The sequence below is a fragment of the Dactylosporangium sp. CA-139114 genome (assembly GCF_050955725.1).
GTDB lineage: Bacteria > Actinomycetota > Actinomycetes > Mycobacteriales > Micromonosporaceae > Dactylosporangium.
Genome location: NZ_CP192080.1, coordinates 3716104 through 3732562, shown reverse-complemented (window position 1 = coordinate 3732562; position 16459 = coordinate 3716104). Strand labels below are relative to the sequence as shown.

The 16459-nt window shown below is 71.6% G+C and carries 19 protein-coding genes; 5 read left to right on the top strand and 14 right to left on the bottom strand.

Features of this window, described 5'->3' with window-relative positions:
* Positions 1-360: 360 nt before the first annotated feature.
* From tatC to ACQP2P_RS16940, 5 genes are all read right to left on the bottom strand, one after another.
* Positions 361-1299 (bottom strand): twin-arginine translocase subunit TatC, encoded by a 939-nt coding sequence (gene tatC, locus ACQP2P_RS16960; RefSeq protein WP_433617155.1) that lies wholly within the window; start codon positions 1297-1299, stop codon positions 361-363.
* An 80-nt stretch (positions 1300-1379) separates the two neighbouring features.
* Positions 1380-1646: a Sec-independent protein translocase subunit TatA gene (tatA, locus tag ACQP2P_RS16955; protein ID WP_350613357.1), complete on the bottom strand. Its 267-nt coding sequence runs from the start codon at positions 1644-1646 to the stop codon at positions 1380-1382.
* Between the two features lie 192 nt (positions 1647-1838).
* Entirely contained in the window at positions 1839-2093 is a 255-nt protein-coding gene (locus ACQP2P_RS16950) for a hypothetical protein (protein WP_433617153.1), read from the bottom strand.
* A 10-nt stretch (positions 2094-2103) separates the two neighbouring features.
* Positions 2104-3021, bottom strand: coding sequence for a helix-turn-helix transcriptional regulator (locus tag ACQP2P_RS16945; protein WP_433619161.1), 918 nt, complete (start codon positions 3019-3021; stop codon positions 2104-2106).
* 26 nt (positions 3022-3047) lie between these two features.
* Complete coding sequence (locus tag ACQP2P_RS16940; RefSeq protein ID WP_433617151.1) at positions 3048-4046, bottom strand: helix-turn-helix transcriptional regulator; 999 nt, start codon at positions 4044-4046, stop codon at positions 3048-3050.
* Between the two features lie 106 nt (positions 4047-4152).
* Here ACQP2P_RS16940 and ACQP2P_RS16935 point away from each other — a divergent pair, with 106 nt between their 5' ends.
* Entirely contained in the window at positions 4153-5235 is a 1083-nt protein-coding gene (locus ACQP2P_RS16935; protein ID WP_433617149.1) for a DUF3866 family protein, read from the top strand.
* Positions 5236-5269: 34 nt separating this feature from the next.
* Here the strand turns inward: ACQP2P_RS16935 and ACQP2P_RS16930 are convergent, their stop codons facing one another.
* The 5 genes from ACQP2P_RS16930 to rfbA all read right to left on the bottom strand — a co-directional run bounded on the left by ACQP2P_RS16930 (position 5270) and on the right by rfbA (position 9042).
* Positions 5270-5863 carry a hypothetical protein gene (locus ACQP2P_RS16930; protein ID WP_433617147.1) on the bottom strand — a complete coding sequence of 198 codons (594 nt, stop codon included), beginning with the start codon at positions 5861-5863 and terminating at the stop codon, positions 5270-5272.
* Positions 5860-6081 (bottom strand): hypothetical protein, encoded by a 222-nt coding sequence (locus tag ACQP2P_RS16925; RefSeq protein WP_433076461.1) that lies wholly within the window; start codon positions 6079-6081, stop codon positions 5860-5862. Before ACQP2P_RS16925 ends, ACQP2P_RS16930 begins: the two co-directional genes overlap by 4 nt.
* A 36-nt stretch (positions 6082-6117) precedes the next feature.
* Positions 6118-7476, bottom strand: a complete 1359-nt coding sequence (gene pafA, locus ACQP2P_RS16920; RefSeq protein ID WP_433617145.1) for a Pup--protein ligase — start codon at positions 7474-7476, stop codon at positions 6118-6120.
* Between the two features lie 35 nt (positions 7477-7511).
* Complete coding sequence (locus ACQP2P_RS16915) at positions 7512-8111, bottom strand: dTDP-4-dehydrorhamnose 3,5-epimerase family protein (RefSeq protein WP_433617143.1); 600 nt, start codon at positions 8109-8111, stop codon at positions 7512-7514.
* 61 nt (positions 8112-8172) lie between these two features.
* The gene (rfbA, locus tag ACQP2P_RS16910; RefSeq protein WP_433617141.1) at positions 8173-9042 is read right to left on the bottom strand and encodes a glucose-1-phosphate thymidylyltransferase RfbA; all 870 of its coding nucleotides are present in this window, start codon (positions 9040-9042) and stop codon (positions 8173-8175) included.
* A gap of 95 nt (positions 9043-9137) precedes the next feature.
* Here rfbA and rfbB point away from each other — a divergent pair, with 95 nt between their 5' ends.
* From rfbB to ACQP2P_RS16890, 4 genes are read left to right on the top strand one after another with little or no spacing between them, the layout of a single operon-like run.
* On the top strand, positions 9138-10130 hold the full coding sequence (gene rfbB, locus ACQP2P_RS16905) for a dTDP-glucose 4,6-dehydratase (RefSeq protein ID WP_433617140.1): 993 nt from the start codon (positions 9138-9140) through the stop codon (positions 10128-10130).
* A complete protein-coding gene (rfbD, locus tag ACQP2P_RS16900; protein WP_433617138.1) occupies positions 10127-11002 on the top strand; it encodes a dTDP-4-dehydrorhamnose reductase in 876 nt (291 codons plus the stop codon). Before rfbB ends, rfbD begins: the two co-directional genes overlap by 4 nt.
* On the top strand, positions 10999-11400 hold the full coding sequence (locus tag ACQP2P_RS16895; protein WP_433617136.1) for a DUF2304 domain-containing protein: 402 nt from the start codon (positions 10999-11001) through the stop codon (positions 11398-11400). The genes rfbD and ACQP2P_RS16895 overlap by 4 nt, the downstream gene beginning before the upstream one ends.
* Positions 11387-12088, top strand: coding sequence for a glycosyltransferase family 2 protein (locus ACQP2P_RS16890; RefSeq protein WP_433617134.1), 702 nt, complete (start codon positions 11387-11389; stop codon positions 12086-12088). The genes ACQP2P_RS16895 and ACQP2P_RS16890 overlap by 14 nt, the downstream gene beginning before the upstream one ends.
* 326 nt (positions 12089-12414) lie before the next feature.
* Here ACQP2P_RS16890 and prcA read toward each other — a convergent pair whose 3' ends face one another.
* From prcA to dop, 4 genes are all read right to left on the bottom strand, one after another.
* Positions 12415-13284, bottom strand: a complete 870-nt coding sequence (gene prcA, locus ACQP2P_RS16885) for a proteasome subunit alpha (RefSeq protein ID WP_433617132.1) — start codon at positions 13282-13284, stop codon at positions 12415-12417.
* Between the two features lie 209 nt (positions 13285-13493).
* A complete protein-coding gene (gene prcB / locus ACQP2P_RS16880) occupies positions 13494-14333 on the bottom strand; it encodes a proteasome subunit beta (protein WP_433617131.1) in 840 nt (279 codons plus the stop codon).
* 298 nt (positions 14334-14631) lie between these two features.
* Positions 14632-14847, bottom strand: coding sequence for a ubiquitin-like protein Pup (locus ACQP2P_RS16875; RefSeq protein ID WP_345129507.1), 216 nt, complete (start codon positions 14845-14847; stop codon positions 14632-14634).
* A gap of 47 nt (positions 14848-14894) precedes the next feature.
* The gene (dop, locus tag ACQP2P_RS16870; RefSeq protein WP_433617129.1) at positions 14895-16412 is read right to left on the bottom strand and encodes a depupylase/deamidase Dop; all 1518 of its coding nucleotides are present in this window, start codon (positions 16410-16412) and stop codon (positions 14895-14897) included.
* Between the last annotated feature and the right edge of the window lie 47 nt (positions 16413-16459).

Sequence of the window (16459 nt, the reverse complement as noted above, 5' to 3'; positions counted from 1 at the left end):
CCGCCGCCCTCGCACAGCGCGGCCACCCCCACCGCCGCACCCCCGCACAGCGCGGCCACCCTTCCGCCGCACCCCGCAAGCGCGGCCACGCCCCGCCCCGCGCCCGGGCGCGCCGAGGCCACGCCCTCCCCGCCGCCCCCGCACAGCGCGGCACGCCCACCGCCGCACCCTCGCACAGCGCGGCCGCCCCCTCCCGCTCCCGGGCGCGCCGCGGCCCTCGGCCCGCCGAATCCGGATATCCCGCCCGTCGGGGTATAAATCCGAAAAGTCGCGGCGCGGAGCGCCCGACTTTTCGCGCAACAACAGCGCCCCGGTCTCGAAAGACCGGGGCGCCGTGAGCCGAGCCGAACAGAGCGCTGTCTACGTGAAGTCGTCGTAGCGGCTGTCCAGCGGCCTGGGCTTGTCGACCGCCGTCGGAGCCGCCACCGGGGTCGGGGCGTCGATCTGGTCGTAGCCGTCGATCGGGCTCGCCGCCTCGACCGGTTCGACCTCGTAGTCGTCCAGCGAGGAGACCTCGTCGTCGCCGATGCCCGCGTACGACGGGCGGTTGCGGTTGCGCCGCTTGTCGTTGACGAGGGCGAAGACGACGGCACCGAAGTACAGCACCGACATGCACAGGGCCAGGAACGTCATGCCGAACGGGTCGGCCGTCGGCGTCGCGACCGCGGCGAAGACGAAGAAGATGAAGACCGCGATGCGCCACCAGCCCAGCAGCCGCTTGCCCGTCGCGATGCCCGCGATGTTGGCCAGCATGATGCCGAGCGGGAACTCGAAGGCGACGCCGAAGACGGCCATCATGCCGGTCACGAAGTCGACGTACGACATCGCCTCCAGCATGATCTGGGTCTCCGGGTTGACAAAGCCCACGAGGAACTCGAGGCCCTTCGACACCACGATGAACGCCAGCACCGCGCCGCCGGCGAACAGCGGCGCGGCCAGGCCGGCGAACACGTAGGCCCAGCGGCGCTCGTTACGGTGCAGGCCGGGCGCGATGAAGGCCCAGAGCTGGTACATCCAGAACGGCGCCGACACGATCAGGCCGACCCACAGCGAGATCTTCAGCTTCAGCAGCAACGGATCAGTGACTTTCAGGGCCACGAACCCGCACCGCCAGTCGGCCGGCAGGACCCCGTTGTTGTGCTGCAGTTCGAGTTTCTGGGCGAGCTGGCAGTACGGCTCCTGGAGGATTGCCAGGACGTGCCCCGAGAGCAGGTAACCGACGATCATGCCGAGCACGATCGCGATCGAGGCTCGGAAGAGCCGGGTCCGCAGCTCCCGCAGATGCTCCAAGAGCGTCATGGAGCCATCTGCGGCGCGCTCGAAGTTCGACGGCTGCTTATCCCGCCGCCGGGCGAGGATGCTCACGACCGGAGCGCGCCTCAGCGCTCGCGAGCGTGGTCAACCGGGTCGACGCGCGGGCTCGGGGAGGCCTGGTTGTCGGCGATCTCACCCCGCAGCGGCTCACGACCCGACTGCGCCTCGGCCTTGGCGTCGACGTCGTCGTCGGCGAGGCCCTTGGTCTCCGCCTTGATGATCCGCATCGAGCGGCCGAGCGAACGCGCCGCGTCGGGCAGGCGCTTCGCGCCGAACAGCAGGATCAGCACGACCACCAGGACGATGATGTGCCACGGCCTAACCGCACCCATGTGAAGCCACCTCACTGTATTTGAGCTGCCGCACCCATCGTACTGACCACCGGAGGGTGAGGGCAGAGGCCGGGGTTTGCGGGATGGAGTCCGGCCGCTGAAGTCCTGACGAGTGTTGACGCCGATCCGCCCGATCGTCAACCATCCGACCGGACAAAGGTGCACTTTGCCCGGGTTTATCTGCCAGGATTGTTAACTGTTCTCAATCACCCGCTGCTTGGCGGCCTGCTGGGCGGCCATGGCCTCCAGCTGCGGCATCATCTGCTCGACGGTCTGCTGGAGCGTGGCGAGGCGCGGCTCGACCCGGCGCTGGCCGTCCTCCAGGCGCGCCTGCATGGCCCGCGCCGCGTTGTCGAACGCGCGCAGCCGGCTCATGACGCTGAGCGCGACGACGATCAGGACGATCAGCGCGAGCAGGACGATGCCGCCCGAGATCCACCACAGCACGTGATCGACCTTAGTGCACGTAGGCCGCCAGCGCCGCGTTCGCCTCGGCGACGACCGCCTCGGCGAGCGCGGCCGGGGCCACGACGGTGACCTCGGCGCCGAGGCGCAGCACGAGCCGCCGGGCCCAGTCGAGGTCGGAGGCGCGCAGCGAGACCGTCCAGTGCTCGCCGGGGCCGCGCTCGACCGTCTCGCACGGGTACTGCTCGGTGATCCACCGCGCCCCCCGCCCAACGCGCAGGGTCACCAGCGGCAGGTCCGGCGTCGGGGTGAACAGCGTGCCGGTGCGGGTGTCGGTCGGCCGGGCCCGCGGCGGCACCTGCGCGGCCTCGTCGAGCTCGGTGGAGGCGTCGATGCGGTCGACGCGGAAGAGCCGGACGGCCTCGGCGCGGCGGCACCACGCCTCCAGGTAGGCCCACCGCCCGACGACCAGCACGCGCATCGGGTCCACGACGCGCTCGGTGGTCTCGTCGCGGGTGGCGGTGTAATACGTGATCCGCAGCGCCCGCCGCCGGTCGACGGCCCCGCGCAGCTCCTCGAGCCGGTCGGAGGCGCCGGGGAGCCGCACCGCGACGGGCGCGTCGGCGAGATCCCCGGCCGCGTGCTCGATCTTCGCGAGCGCCCGGTGCACGCCGTCCCCGGCGGTGACGCCCGGCGTCTCGGCGAGCATGCGCAGGGCCACGATGAGCGCGAGCGCCTCGTCGGGCGTGAGGCGCAGCGGGCGGCCGATGCCGGCGTCGTAGGTCAGGGTCACGCTGTCGCCGACGAACGCCATGTCGATGAGGTCGCCGGGGCCGTAGCCGGGCAGCCCGCACATCCACAGCAGCTCGAGGTCCTCGCGCAGCTGGCGGTCGGTGATGCCCTGGTCGGCGGCGGCCTCGGCGATCGTGATGCCGGGGCGGGCCTGCAGGTAGGGCACCAGGTTGAGCATGCGCGCGAGGCGCTCCGCGGAGTTCGTCACGCCGGCACCCCGACCTGCGAGCCGGCGGGGTCGTAGGCGGCGGCGATGGCCCGCAGCCGGCGCACGACGCCGTCACGCACCTCGGGCGGGTCGAGGACGACCAGATCCGCGCCGTACCCCACCAGCCACTCGGCGAACAGATCGGCGTCGGAGTAGCTCAGGGTGAGCCGGTCCCCGTCGGGCCCCGGCACGCACTGCTCGGCCCAGCGCCGGACCCCCGCGGCCTTCTCCGGTCGCACGAGCACGGTGGCGCGCCCGACCCGCTCGACGGGCCCCGAGAAGCCCGCGACCTTGGCGATGAGGTCGGTCTTGGGCGGCTCGTAGGCGCCGCGCCGGCCGATGCGCCGCACCCCGCTGACGATCCGCGACAGCCGGAAGCAGCGCTCGGCGCCCCGGTCGAGGTCGTGTCCGACGACGTACCACCGGCCGCGCCAGCACACCACGCCCCACGGCTGCAGGCGGCGCACGCCGGCGGCGTCGCGCTCGGGGACCTCGTAGGAGAAGGTGACCGCCTGCCGGTCCCGTACCGCCGCCGTCAACGGCTCGAAGGCCGGATCGACGGTGACGACGGCCTCGACGCCGAGGGTGGCGTGCGGGTCCACGTCGATGCCGCCGGCCCGCAGCTTGGCCAGGCCCGAGGACGCCGCCGCGGCCAGGCCGGTCTGCTGCCACAGCCGCACCGCGATGCCGACCGCGGCCGCCTCGTCCGGGGCGAGCGGGATGTCGGGCAGCGCATACTCCCGCCGGGCGATGCGGTAGCCCTGCTCGTTGTCGAAGATGCTCGCCGTGCCCATCTCCAGCGGCACGCCGAGCTCGCGCAGCTCCGACTTGTCGCGCTCGAACTTGCGCTGGAACGCCTCGTGGTCGCGCTCGTCGTTGGGATCGTGCTCGTAGCCCGGCACGATCGCCGCGATCTGCTCGGCGGTCAGGAAACGGCGCGTAGCGAGCAGGCAGATCACCAGATTCACCAGGCGCTCGGTTCGAGTCCGCGACACGCAAGCGAACCTACCAGCCCGAACGCCTGTTCTGCGCCAGCCCCGCGGTGCGCGTTCACACCGTCACCACAGCAGCGCGCTGTGTCGCTGCGTTACTGTGTGCGCCGTGATTCGCTGGCGCTGGGGAACCGTTGTCGACACCCGCCGGGAGTGGCACGGGAGTCTCGAGCTCGACGTCACCGTGGAGGCTCGCCGCCCCGGGGATCCGGCTTCGGTACGGGCCCTGGCCTACCCCGCCCTCGTCGGTGTCCCCCGCGCGGGTGACCGGGTGCTGCTCAACCTCAACGCGCTCGCCCTCGGCCTCGGCACCGGCGGCTACGCGCTCGTCGTGGCCCTGCCGGACCGGCTGCCCGACGACGTGGACGTTCCCGGGCACGTGGTCAAGGCGCGGTACACCCCGCTGCAGGCGATCGTCCTCGCGGCCGACGAGGAGGCCTCGCCCCTGCGCGGGGAGCTGGCCGGCGCCGTGGACCTCGGCGGCATGCCCGTGGTTGTGGCGGACCTGCACTCGGCCCTGCCCGCGGTGCTCGCCGGCGCGCTGGCCGAGCGGCCCGGGCTGCGCGTCGCCTACGTGATGACCGACGGCGGCGCCCTGCCCGCCTGGTTCTCGCGCACCCTCGACGGCCTGCGCCCCCGGCTCGCCGGCACCGTGACCACGGGCCAGTCCTTCGGCGGCGACCTCGAGTCGACGAACGTGCACAGCGGCCTGCTCGCCGCCCGGCACGGCCTGCACGCGGACCTCGCGATCGTCACGCAGGGCCCGGGCAACCTCGGTACCGGCACGAGCTGGGGCTTCTCGGGCGTCGCGGCCGGCGAGGCGGTCAACGCGGTGCACGCGCTCGGCGGGCGCCCGGTCGCGGCCCCGCGCATCTCGGACGCCGACCCGCGCCCGCGCCACAACGGCGTCTCCCACCACAGCCTGACCGCCTTCGGCCGCGTGGCCCTGGCCCCGGCCGACCTCGTGATGCCCTCGGACCTCTCCCCCGCGCTGGCGGGCCCGGTGCGCGCGGCGCTGTCCGCGCTGTGCCCGCCGCACACGCTGGTGGAGGTTCCGTCGGCGGACCTGGCGCGGCCGCTGGGCGAGTTGCCGGTGAAGCTGTCGACGATGGGCCGCGACCTGAGCGCGGACACGGCGTACTTCCTGTCGGCGGCCGCCGCGGGCCGCTACGCCGCGACGCTCACTGCCTGACGCGAGCAACGGTCCGCGCCCCCGCGGACCCGGGTCAGGCTTTGGCGAGGGCCGCGTTCGCCACCGACCGCAGCTGCGGCAGGTGGTCCGCCTCCGGGGCGGCCGCCACGACCAGGTAGACCGCCACGATCGCCTTCCCCCGCCGGGTCAGCAGCGTCTTGGACTTGTCGCTCAGCGCCGCCTCCCCCACGCCGCCGACGGCCTCGAGGGACACGATCGTCGTCCAGAGCTTCTGGGCCTGGCCCGCGTCCGTGAACGTCAGGGCCACCACGGTCACCTGGTCGCCGGCCGGGCTGGCGAAGGGGCACATCCGGGCGCGGGCGTTGAGGCCGAGGGTCTGCACCGCCTGGCCGTACTGCGCCACGGCCGCCGCGCCGTCGCCCGGGCTCGGCTGGACCGGCAGGCCCGTGGACTGTTTCACCTGGTCGGCGCCGATCAGGCCCTGGCAGCCGTCGGAGTTGACCACCGGGGGCAGGGTCGGGGACGGCAGCGGCTGGTGCGAGACGTCCGGGGCGCCGGTCGGGCCGGCCGGCAGCGGGGTGCGCTTCGGGCCGTCGTCGGTGCACGCGGACAGCAGCGCCGCCAGGGCGACCAGCGCGGCGAGGCGGCGGGTGCGGCCGCGGGTCATGCGTAGATCACGATCAGGGTGAAGCCCACGATGATCACGATCAGGATGGTGGCGAGCAGCCAGGTCGGGTACTTCGGGCCGACCGTGCGGTTGCGCTCGACCTCCTCGCGGATGCGCTGGAGCCGCCGGCCGAACCGGTTGGTGGCCGGGCGGTCGGGGTTGAAGTCGGCCCCGAGCTTCTTGGGCCTCGGGGGCTGGTGGTCCGGCAACTCATCCATAGCGCGGGCCAGCCTAATCCCCCGAGGGCCGCAACGTCACATGCTCGCGATCAGCCGGTCCACGCGCTCGTCGTAGGCGCGGAACGGGTCCTTGCACAGCACGGTGCGCTGTGCCTGGTCATTGAGCTTCAGATGCACCCAGTCGACGGTGAAGTCGCGGCGGCGCTCCTGGGCGTGGCGGATGAACTCGCCGCGCAGGCGCGCCCGGGTGGTCTGCGGCGGGGTCTCCTTGGCCTCGAAGATCTCGAGGTCCGTGGCGACCCGGTCGACCGATCCGCGCTTCTCCAGCAGCCCGTAGAGGCCGCGGCCGCGGCGCAGGTCGTGGTAGGCGAGGTCCATCTGCGCCACCCGCGGGTGGGACAGGGGCAGGTCGTGCTTGGCCTGGTACCGCTCGATGAGGCCGAGCTTGGTCACCCAGTCGACCTCGCGCTCGACGTCCTTGTGGTTGCCGGTCTCCACGGCGTTGAGCACGCGGCCCCACAGGTCCATGACCCGCTTGGTGGCCGCGTCGGCGCCGCGGCGGTCCAGGAACTCGGTCGCCTTGTCGAAGTACTCCTGCTGGATCTCCAGCGCCGAGATCTCCTTGCCGCTGGCCAGGCGGACCCGGCGGCGGCCGGTGATGTCGTGCGACACCTCGCGGATGGCCCGGATGGGGTTCTCCAGCGACAGGTCCCGCATCGCCACGCCGGCCTCGATCATCCGCAGCACGATGTCCGCGGTGCCGACCTTGAGCAGCGTGGTGACCTCGTTCATGTTCGAGTCGCCGACGATGACGTGCAGGCGGCGATACCGCTCCGCGTCCGCGTGCGGCTCGTCGCGCGTGTTGATGATGGGCCGGGACCGGGTGGTCGCCGACGAGACGCCTTCCCAGATGTGCTCGGCGCGCTGGGACAGGCAGTACACGGCGCCGCGCGGGGTCTGCAGCACCTTGCCGGCGCCGCAGATGAGCTGGCGGGTGACCAGGAACGGGATCAGGATGTCGGCCAGGCGGCCGAACTCACCGTGGCGGCTGACCAGGTAGTTCTCGTGGCAGCCGTAGGAGTTGCCGGCGGAGTCCGTGTTGTTCTTGAACAGGTAGATCTCGCCGGCGATGCCCTCGTCGTGCAGCCGGCGCTCGGCGTCGACCAGCAGGCCCTCGAGAATGCGCTCGCCGGCCCGGTCGTGGACCACCAGGTCGGGCACGGAGTCGCACTCGGGGGTGGCGTATTCCGGGTGCGAGCCCACGTCGAGATACAGGCGCGCGCCGTTGCGCAGGAAGACGTTGCTGGAACGGCCCCACGAAACGACGCGCCGGAACAGATAGCGGGCGACCTCGTCCGGCGACAGGCGGCGCTGTCCCCGGTAGGTGCACGTGACCCCGTATTCGGTCTCAAGGCCGAAAATTCGCCGGTCCATGTAGAGACATTAGCCGCCTGAACGCCGATTCGAACCTATTGGGAGCGGAGACTTTCCGTATACCTCTGACAGGTGGCGTAGTCGGGCAGCGTGCCCTCCGCGAGGCGCTGCTTGAGCGTCGGCGCCTTGGCGTCCTTCGCGGACAGCTGCGGCTGCTCGACGGGCCAGGCGATGGCCAGGTCGGGGTCGAGCGGGTGCAGGTCGTGCTCGCCCGCCGGGTTGTACGTCTCCGACACCAGGTAGGTGAGCGTGGCGTCGTCGGTGAGCGCGCAGAACGCGTGGCCGAGGCCCTCGGAGAGGTAGACCGCCCGGCGGTCCACGTCGTCGAGCTGCACGCCCTCCCAGCGGCCGAATGTCGGGGATCCGACCCGGATGTCCACGACCACGTCGAGCACGGCGCCGCGGACGCAGGTGACGTACTTGGCCTGGCTCGGCGGCACGTCGGCGTAGTGCACGCCGCGCACCACGCCGCGGGCCGAGACCGAGAGGTTGCCCTGGGCCAGCCGCAGCGGGTGGCCGATCTCGGCGGCCAGGTGGTCGAAGCGGTAGAACTCGGTGAACAGGCCCCGAGGGTCCCCGTGCAGAACCGGGGTGATCTCCCAGGCGCCGCCGATCGAGAGCTGTCGGATCTTCACGTGCTCACTCCAGCGTGTCGGTCGTGGTGGCGGTGCGTTCGTACGGTGCGGGCGTGGTGTCTCAGTGCTGCCAATCGAGGAGGTTGAGCAGATACTCGCCGTATCCGCTCTTGCGCAGCGGCTCGGCCAGCTCGCGCAGGCGCTCGTCGTCGATCAGCCCCGCGCGCCAGCAGACCTCCTCCACGCAGCCGACCTTGAAGCCCTGCCGTTCCTCGATCACGCGCACGAACTCGGCCGCCTGGACCATGGTGTTGAACGTGCCCGTGTCGAGCCAGGCCGTACCCCGGTCGAGCACGCCGACGTGCAGTTCACCCCGTTCGAGGTAGGCCGCGTTCACGGCGGTGATCTCGAGCTCGCCGCGGTCGCTGGGCTTGAGGTCGCGCGCGATCTGCACGACGCGGTTGTCGTAGAAGTACAGCCCGGGCACCGCGTAGCGGGACTTGGGCCGGATCGGCTTCTCCTCGATCGAGAGCACCCGCCCGTCGGGGGCGAACTCGACCACGCCGTAGTCCTCCGGGTTGGACACCGGGTAGGCGAAGACCCGCCCGCCGATGAGCGAGGCGTTGTCGGCGAGCCGCTGGCCGAGCGCGCCACCGTGGAAGATGTTGTCGCCCAGCACCAGCGCCACGCTCTCGTCGCCGATGAAGTCCGCGCCGATGATGAACGCCTGGGCGAGGCCCTCCGGGCGGGGCTGGGCCGCGTACTGCAGGCTGAGCCCCCACTGCGACCCGTCGCCGAGCAGCCGGACGAACTGGTCCTGGTCCTCGGGCGTGGTGATGACGAGGATCTCCCGGATGCCCGCCATCACCAGCGTGGTGAGCGGGTAGTAGATCATCGGCTTGTCGAAGACAGGCATCAGCTGCTTCGACACGGCCTTGGTCAAGGGCCACAGACGTGAGCCGGTCCCACCGGCGAGGATGATGCCGCGCACCCGGCCACCGTACGGGAAGCATCCGGCCGGGGTCGACCCGGACGTGCCCAGGGTCGACCGGCGCAGCAGCGGCGTTCCACTAGACTCTCGAACCCGTGAGAATCCTCGTCACCGGCGGTGCCGGTTTCATCGGCTCGCATTACGTGCGCACCCTGCTCAGCGGCGGGTATCCCGCGTACGCGGGCGCGGCCGTGACCGTCCTCGACAAGCTCACCTATTCGGGGAACCGGGAGAACCTCGCCCCGGTCGAAGGCGACTCCGCGCTCACGTTCGTGGAGGGCGACATCTGCGACGCGACGCTCGTCGGCGAGCTCATGCCCGGGCACGACGCGGTCGTGCACTTCGCGGCGGAGTCGCACGTCGACCGCTCCATCCTCGGCGCCGGGCCGTTCGTGACCACGAATGTGCTGGGCACCCAGGTGCTGCTCGACGCGGCCCGCGCGGCCGGGGTCGGGCGGTTCCTGCACGTGTCGACCGACGAGGTGTACGGCTCCATCCAGGAGGGCTCCTGGACCGAGGAGTGGCCGCTCGCGCCGAACTCGCCGTACTCCGCCTCGAAGGCCGGCTCGGACCTGCTGGCGCTGGCCTACCACCGCACCCACGGGATGGAGGTGGTGGTCACCCGGTGCTCGAACAACTACGGCCACTACCAGTTCCCCGAAAAGGTGATTCCGCTCTTCGTCACCAATCTCATCGACGGCGGGACCGTCCCGCTCTACGGCGACGGCGGCAACATCCGCGACTGGCTGCACGTGTCCGATCACTGTGCGGGCATCCAGCTCGCGCTCGAGAAGGGCCGGCCCGGCGAGGTCTACAACATCGGCGGCGGCCGCGAGCTGACCAACCGCGAGCTGACCGAGGTCCTGCTGGCCGCCACCGGACGGGACTGGGACTCCGCCGTGCGCTACGTCGAGGATCGCAAGGGCCATGACCGGCGGTACTCGCTGAGCCACGACAAGATCAGCAACGAGCTCGGCTACGCCCCGCAGGTCACGTTCGAGCAGGGCATCGCCGAGACGGTGGCCTGGTATCAGGACAACCGCGCCTGGTGGGAGCCGCTCAAGGCCCGGGCGGCGCTGTCCTCATGACCGGTCCGCAGCGAAGCGGAGGACGCGCGACCCGGTTCCTTGTCACGGGCGCGGGCGGCATGCTCGGCCGCGACCTGCTGGCCGTGCTCGACGGCCGGGACGTGACCGCCGCGACCCGGGCGGAACTGGACATCACGGACGCCGCGAAGGTGCGCTCGCTCGTCGAAGGCCACGACGTGGTCATCAACGCCGCGGCCTGGACGGACGTCGACGGCGCCGAGGCCGACGAGGCCGCCGCGACCGCGGTCAACGGCGCCGGCGTGGCCGCCCTGGCCGCCGCGTGCGCCGCGACCGGGGCGCGGCTGGTGCACGTCTCCACCGACTACGTGTTCCCGGGCGACGCCACCGAGCCCTACGCCGAGGACGCCGCGACCGGCCCGATCAACGCGTACGGCCGCAGCAAGCTCGTGGGCGAGCGGGCCGTGCTCGACACGCTGCCCGAGTCCGGGTACGTCGTGCGCACCGCCTGGCTCTACGGCACGACCGGCCGCAACTTCGTGCTGACCATGCTGCGCCTGGCCGCCGAGCGCGAGTTCGTCGACGTCATCGACGACCAGGTCGGGCAGCCGACGTGGGCGCGTGACCTGGCCGAGCGCCTGGTGGCGCTGGCGGACGCGGACGCCCCCGCCGGTGTCTACCACGGCACCGCGAGCGGCCGCACGTCGTGGCACGGGCTGGCGGCGGCCACGTTCGAGCTGGCCGGGCACGACCCGGCCCGGGTGCGCCACACCACCAGCGCGGCGTTCGTGCGCCCGGCGAAGCGGCCCGCGTTCAGCGTGCTCGGGCACGAACGCTGGTCGGCGGCCGGGATGCCGCCGATGCGGGACTGGCGTGCCATGCTGCAGGACATGATGCCCGGAGTTGCCCGGTGAAGCTCACGATCGTCACCGGCCTGACCGCGCTCGCGGTGCTCGCCTTCATGGTGGAGCTGCTGCGGCGGCGGCAGCTGCAGGAGAAGTACGCGATCCTCTGGCTGGTCGTCAGCGTCGTGATGCTGCCGCTGGCGTTCTTCCCGTTCATCACCGACCGCACGGCGAAGCTGCTGGGCATCGCGTCCGGCGTGAGCCTGGTGCTGTTCCTCGGCATCGTGTTCCTGCTGCTGGTGACGGTGCACCTGAGCTGGGAGGTCAGCCGGCTGGAGGAGGAGACCCGCACGCTGGCCGAGGACCTGGCCCTGCTGCGCAGCGAGCTGGGCCGGCCCCGCCCCCAGGACGAGATCCCGCACGAAGCGATCAGCGCTCAGGAAGCGGGTTTCGATGATCAACGGTAAGAAGGTCCTGATCATCATCCCGGCGTGGAACGAGTCGGGGTCGATCGCCGACGTCGTGCGGGAGGTGCGCGGCGAGCTGCCGTCGGTCGACATCATCGTGGTCGACGACGGCTCCGGCGACGACACCGCGATCAAGGCGGCCGAGGCCGGGGCGATCGTCGCGAAGCTGCCGTTCAACCTGGGCGTCGGCGGGGCGATGCGCACCGGGTACCGCTACGCCCGCGACCACGGCTACGACGTGGCGATCCAGGTGGACGCGGACGGGCAGCACGATCCGCGGTACATCCCGAAGCTCGTCGACGCGCTGGACGAGCACGATCTGGTGATCGGCGCCCGGTTCGCGGGCGAGGGCGGCTACAGCGTCAAGGGCCCTCGCAAGTGGGCGATGAAGATGCTGTCGTCGGTGCTGTCGAAGCTGTCCCGCACGCGCCTGACCGACACGACGTCCGGGCACCGCGCGTGCAACCGGCGCACGATCGAGTTCTTCGCGCACTGGTATCCGGCGGAGTACCTCGGCGACACGATCGAGGTCCTGGTGCGGCTGGCGCGCAACGGCTACAAGATCACGCAGATCCCGGTCGCGATGCGGCCGCGGATGGCGGGCACGCCGAGCAATTCGCCCGTGAAGGCCACGATCTACCTGGGGCGCGCGTTTGTCGTGCTGCTCCTCGCGATGATCCGCGCCTGACCTCGCACGACGTGCAGGGCCGGTCTCCCGCTCCGGGTGACCGGCCCTTGGCGTGTCGCGTGCGGCTGCCGCGCGTTTCGTGCTTCCGGGTGGAGCTGGTGCGTGGTTGCCCCGTCTGGGGTGCTTCGCCACCGATGGCGTCCGGCGTCCGGCCTGGTCGCTCCGGTTCGGCGGGCGGGGCCGTTGCCGTCCTCCGGCGTTCCGGCGCCGGCCCAGGGACGCTGCGCGTTCCCGCGACCCAGCCCTGCGCCCGGCCGGGCCGTCGCCGGCGTTCCGGCGACGGGCCGGGGCCGAGGTGGCCCCGTCCGTGAACGCGTCGGGTCCGGCTATTCGGCTTCGGGCTTCTTCTTGTCCTCGTCGTCGGGGGTCGCCAGCTCGCCGGGCTCGTCGGGGCTCGGGGCCGGGCCGCCCGACGCGTTGTCGGCGGGCGTGCTCGGAGACGCCGGCGGCTGCGGCTTGTCCTCCAGGCCCTCCTCGACGTCCTGGCTGCCGGCCGAGGTGTCCTCGAGGATGGCGGTCAGCGCCAGGCCGGTGAGCCGGCGGAAGGTGCGGCCCGGACGGTTGCGGTCCAGCACCGCGACCTCGAGCTGATTGGCGGCCAGCTTGCGCGGCTGGCCGCCCTCGCCGCCGACGCTGCCCAGACCCTCGACCGCCAGCCGCAGGGCCTCAGCGAGCGTCTGGTCGGGCCGCAGGCGGCTTTTCACCGCGGTGGCGATGGCGTCCGACTGCCCGCCCATGGTCACCATGCCCTGCTCGTCCTGGACGGAGCCGTCGTAGGTGATCCGGTAGAGCTCGTCGTCCTCGGCGGTGGCGCCCGCCTCGGCGACGCAGATCTCCACCTCGTAGGGCTTCTGCTCCTGGGTGAAGATCGCGCCGAGGTTGCGGGCGTAGAAGTTGGCGATCTGCCGGCCGGTCACGTCGCCGCGGGCGTAGGAGTAGCCGTGCAGGTCGGCCAGGCGCACTCCGGCGGAGCGCAGGGCCTCGAACTCCGGGTAGCGGCCGACGGCGGCGAACCCGATGCGGTCGTAGATCTCGCTGACCTTGTGCAGCGCGGTCGAGAGGTTCTCGGCCACGAACAGCACGCCGCCCTCGTAGCTGAGCACCATGACGCTGCGGCCACGAGCGATGCCCTTGCGCGCGTACTCCGAGCGGTCCCGCATGATCTGCTCGGGCGAGGCGTAGAACTGCATGGCCACGGTGGCGGGTTCTCCTTCGGCTGGTTGGTGGGCGTTCGGGCCGGTGGGTGACTCGAGCTTCTGGGTGACTCGGGCTTTTGAGTGGATCGGGCTTTGGGTGGATCGGGCCGCTCGGCGACTCGGGCCTTCGGGTGGCTCGGGCTTTGGGTGGCTGGGGCCGGGCCGGTGGGTGACTCGGGCCGGTGAGGGGCGGCCCGAGTCGGTGCCGGCTAGACCCCCGGGTTCTCGGAGCGCTCGGCGATGATCTGCTCGGCGGCGGCGCGGGTCTCGTCGTCGCCGAGGCGGCGGGTGCCCTCGACCGTCGCGGTCATGATCACCGGGAAGATGTTGCGCAGGAGGTCGGGGCCGCCGGTCGCGGTGTCGTCGTCCGCGGCGTCGTAGAGCGCCTCGATGGCCAGCTTCACGGCCTCGTCGGTCGTCACGCCGGGCCGGTAGCGCTTCTTGAGCGACGACTTGGCGAACAGCGAGCCGGAGCCGATCGAGTCGTAGCCGCGCTCCTCGTAGACGCCGCCGGCGACGTCGAAGCTGAAGATGCGCCCGGCCTTGTCGACGCTCTTGGCGTCCACGTCGAACCCGGCGAAGAGCGGCACCACGGCCAGGCCCTGCATCGCGGCGCCGAGGTTGTTGCGCACCATGCTGGCCAGGCGGTTGGCCTTGCCCTCCAGCGAGAGCATGCTGCTCTCGATCTTCTCGTAGTGCTCCAGCTCGACCTGGAACAGCCGGATCATCTCGAGGCCGAAGCCCGCCGTGCCGGCCATGCCGACCAGCGAGTAGGCGTCGGCGGCGAAGACCTTCTCGATGTCGCGCTGGGCGATGAGGTTGCCCATCGTCGCGCGCCGGTCGCCGCCCATGAGCACGCCGTCGGAGCACGCGATCGCGACGATCGTCGTCGCGTGGGCGCTCACGTCGGCCGCCATGCCCGGCGGCAGCGGACGCCGGCCGGGGAGCATCTCCGGCGCCACGTGCGACAGGAACTCGGTGAAGGACGAGCTCCCGGCGGCGTGGAACGCTGCGGGCGGGCGCCCTGAGTGGTCAAGACCCGACGGCAACGGAGCCCCTCCTTGGTTGCTGGTGATCGACTGTGGTGGGCCAACAATACGCCGCGGCACGGCCGGATCGCGCGGCGCCACAACGCTGTGGGCGAACAGGCGGTGCGTCGTGCGGACCGCTCCCCTGCCCGGGCACGTCAGGGCCGCTCCGTCCCGCCGCCCGAGCGACGAGCCCGAGCTGTTGAGCCGGGCGTCCGAGGCCTCCGAGCGATCCGGCAGCGTGGCCGCGAGCCGGACGAGCGCGCCCCGCAACGGGCGCCGCCCGCCCGGGGTTCCGGGCGGGCGGGCTCGTGTGCGGCTACTCGCCGCCCTTTTGCACGTATCCGCGGACGAACTCTTCGGCGTTCTCCTCGAGCACGGAGTCGATCTCGTCGAGAAGGTCGTCGACGTCCTCGCCGAGCTGCTCGACCCGTTCGGCTGTCTCCGGGTTCACCTCAGGCGCGGCGACGTCCTCTTCCTCGTCGCGACGCGACTTGCCGGACTGAGACTGCCCGCCCGTATCCCTCGTAGCCATGACTCATCCTCCTCGGGGGGACCACCAAACGAACCGCTGCATCGAACTTACCCGGAAGTGATCGCTTCGAGCAGATCCTTGGCGCTCGGGCATTTGTCGAACAACGCGCCGACATGTTTCTTGGTCCCCCGCTCGGGCTCCATCATCGGCACCCGGACGAGCGACTCACGGCCCACGTCGAAAATGACGGAGTCCCAGCTGGCCGCCACCACCTCGGCGGGGTATTTGGCGAGGCAGCGGCCGCGGAAGTAGGCCCGGGTGTCGTCCGGCGGCTCGACGATCGCGCGCTGGACCTCTTCCTCGGTGAACAGCGTCGTCATCGAGCCGCGGGCGACCAGGCGCTGGTAGAGGCCCTTCTCCGGGCGGACGTCGGAATACTGCAGGTCGACGAGCTGCAGCTTGTGCGAGCTCCAGCCGAGCGACTCGCGCTCGCGGTAGCCCTCCAGCAGCCGCAGCTTGGCCACCCAGTCGAGCTCGCCGGCGCACAGCATCGGGTCGCGCCCGAGCTTGTCCAGCGCGTCCTCCCAGCGGTCGAGCACGTCGAGGGTGATCTCGTCGGCGTCGTCGCCCTCGCGGCCCTCGACGAACGCGCGGGCCCGCTCGTAGAAGGCCCACTGGATGTCCAGGGCGGTGAGCCGGCGGCCGTCGCGCATGCGGATGAGGTGCTTGAGCGACGGGTCGTGGCTGACCGACTTGAGCTCGGTGACGGGGTCGGCGATGCCCAGGTCGGCCGAGAGCACCTTCTCCTCGATCATGGCGAGGATCAGCGACGTGGTGCCGACCTTCAGGTACGTCGAGATCTCCGACAGGTTCGCGTCACCGATGATCACGTGCAGGCGGCGGTACTTGTCCGCGTCGGCGTGCGGCTCGTCGCGCGTGTTGATGATGGGCCGCTTCAGCGTGGTCTCCAGGCCGACCTCGACCTCGAAGAAGTCGGCGCGCTGGGAGATCTGGAAGCCGGGGCCGGTGCCGTCCTGCCCGATGCCGACCCGCCCGGCGCCGCACACGATCTGCCGCGTGACGAAGAACGGCGTGAGGTGCGTGACGATGTCGGCGAAGGGCGTCTGCCGGCGCATGAGGTAGTTCTCGTGCGCGCCGTAGCTGGCGCCCTTGTTGTCGGTGTTGTTCTTGTACAGGTGGATCGGCAGCGTGCCCGGGATGGTGGCGGCGCGCCGGGAGGCCTCGGCCATCACCCGCTCGCCGGCCTTGTCCCACAGCACGATGTCGCGGGGGTTGGTCACCTCGGGCGTAGAGTACTCCGGGTGGGCGTGGTCCACGTAGAGCCGCGCGCCGTTGGTCAGTATCACGTTCGCGAGGCCGAGGTCCTCGTCCGCGAGCGCCTCCGCGGGATCGTAAAGAGCACCCGAATAGGTGAACCCGCGGGCGTCGCGCAGCGGCGACTCCTCCTCGTAGTCCCACCGGGCCCGGCCGTTCTTGGAGAGCTCGGGCCGCGCCCCGTAGGCGTTGACCACCTGGGAGGACGTGACCATCGGGTTCGCACCCGGCTGGCCGGGCACGGACACGCCGTACTCGACCTCGGTGCCCATCACGCGCCGCACACTCATGAGACAACCCTAGTCGTATCGTCGGCGACCCGGCCCACTCGGACGGG

Bases quoted from the DNA above. Each gene is read 5' to 3' on its own strand.
- tatA (WP_350613357.1), bottom strand. From the start codon at position 1,646: ATGGGTGCGGTTAGGCCGTGGCACATCATCGTCCTGGTGGTCGTGCTG.
- ACQP2P_RS16930 (WP_433617147.1), bottom strand. From the start codon at position 5,863: ATGACCCGCGGCCGCACCCGCCGCCTCGCCGCGCTGGTCGCCCTGGCG.
- tatC (WP_433617155.1), bottom strand. From the start codon at position 1,299: ATGACGCTCTTGGAGCATCTGCGGGAGCTGCGGACCCGGCTCTTCCGA.
- ACQP2P_RS16945 (WP_433619161.1), bottom strand. From the start codon at position 3,021: ATGCTCAACCTGGTGCCCTACCTGCAGGCCCGCCCCGGCATCACGATC.
- ACQP2P_RS16890 (WP_433617134.1), top strand. From the start codon at position 11,387: ATGATCAACGGTAAGAAGGTCCTGATCATCATCCCGGCGTGGAACGAG.
- rfbD (WP_433617138.1), top strand. From the start codon at position 10,127: ATGACCGGTCCGCAGCGAAGCGGAGGACGCGCGACCCGGTTCCTTGTC.
- ACQP2P_RS16925 (WP_433076461.1), bottom strand. From the start codon at position 6,081: ATGGATGAGTTGCCGGACCACCAGCCCCCGAGGCCCAAGAAGCTCGGG.
- ACQP2P_RS16875 (WP_345129507.1), bottom strand. From the start codon at position 14,847: ATGGCTACGAGGGATACGGGCGGGCAGTCTCAGTCCGGCAAGTCGCGT.
- dop (WP_433617129.1), bottom strand. From the start codon at position 16,412: ATGAGTGTGCGGCGCGTGATGGGCACCGAGGTCGAGTACGGCGTGTCC.
- pafA (WP_433617145.1), bottom strand. From the start codon at position 7,476: ATGGACCGGCGAATTTTCGGCCTTGAGACCGAATACGGGGTCACGTGC.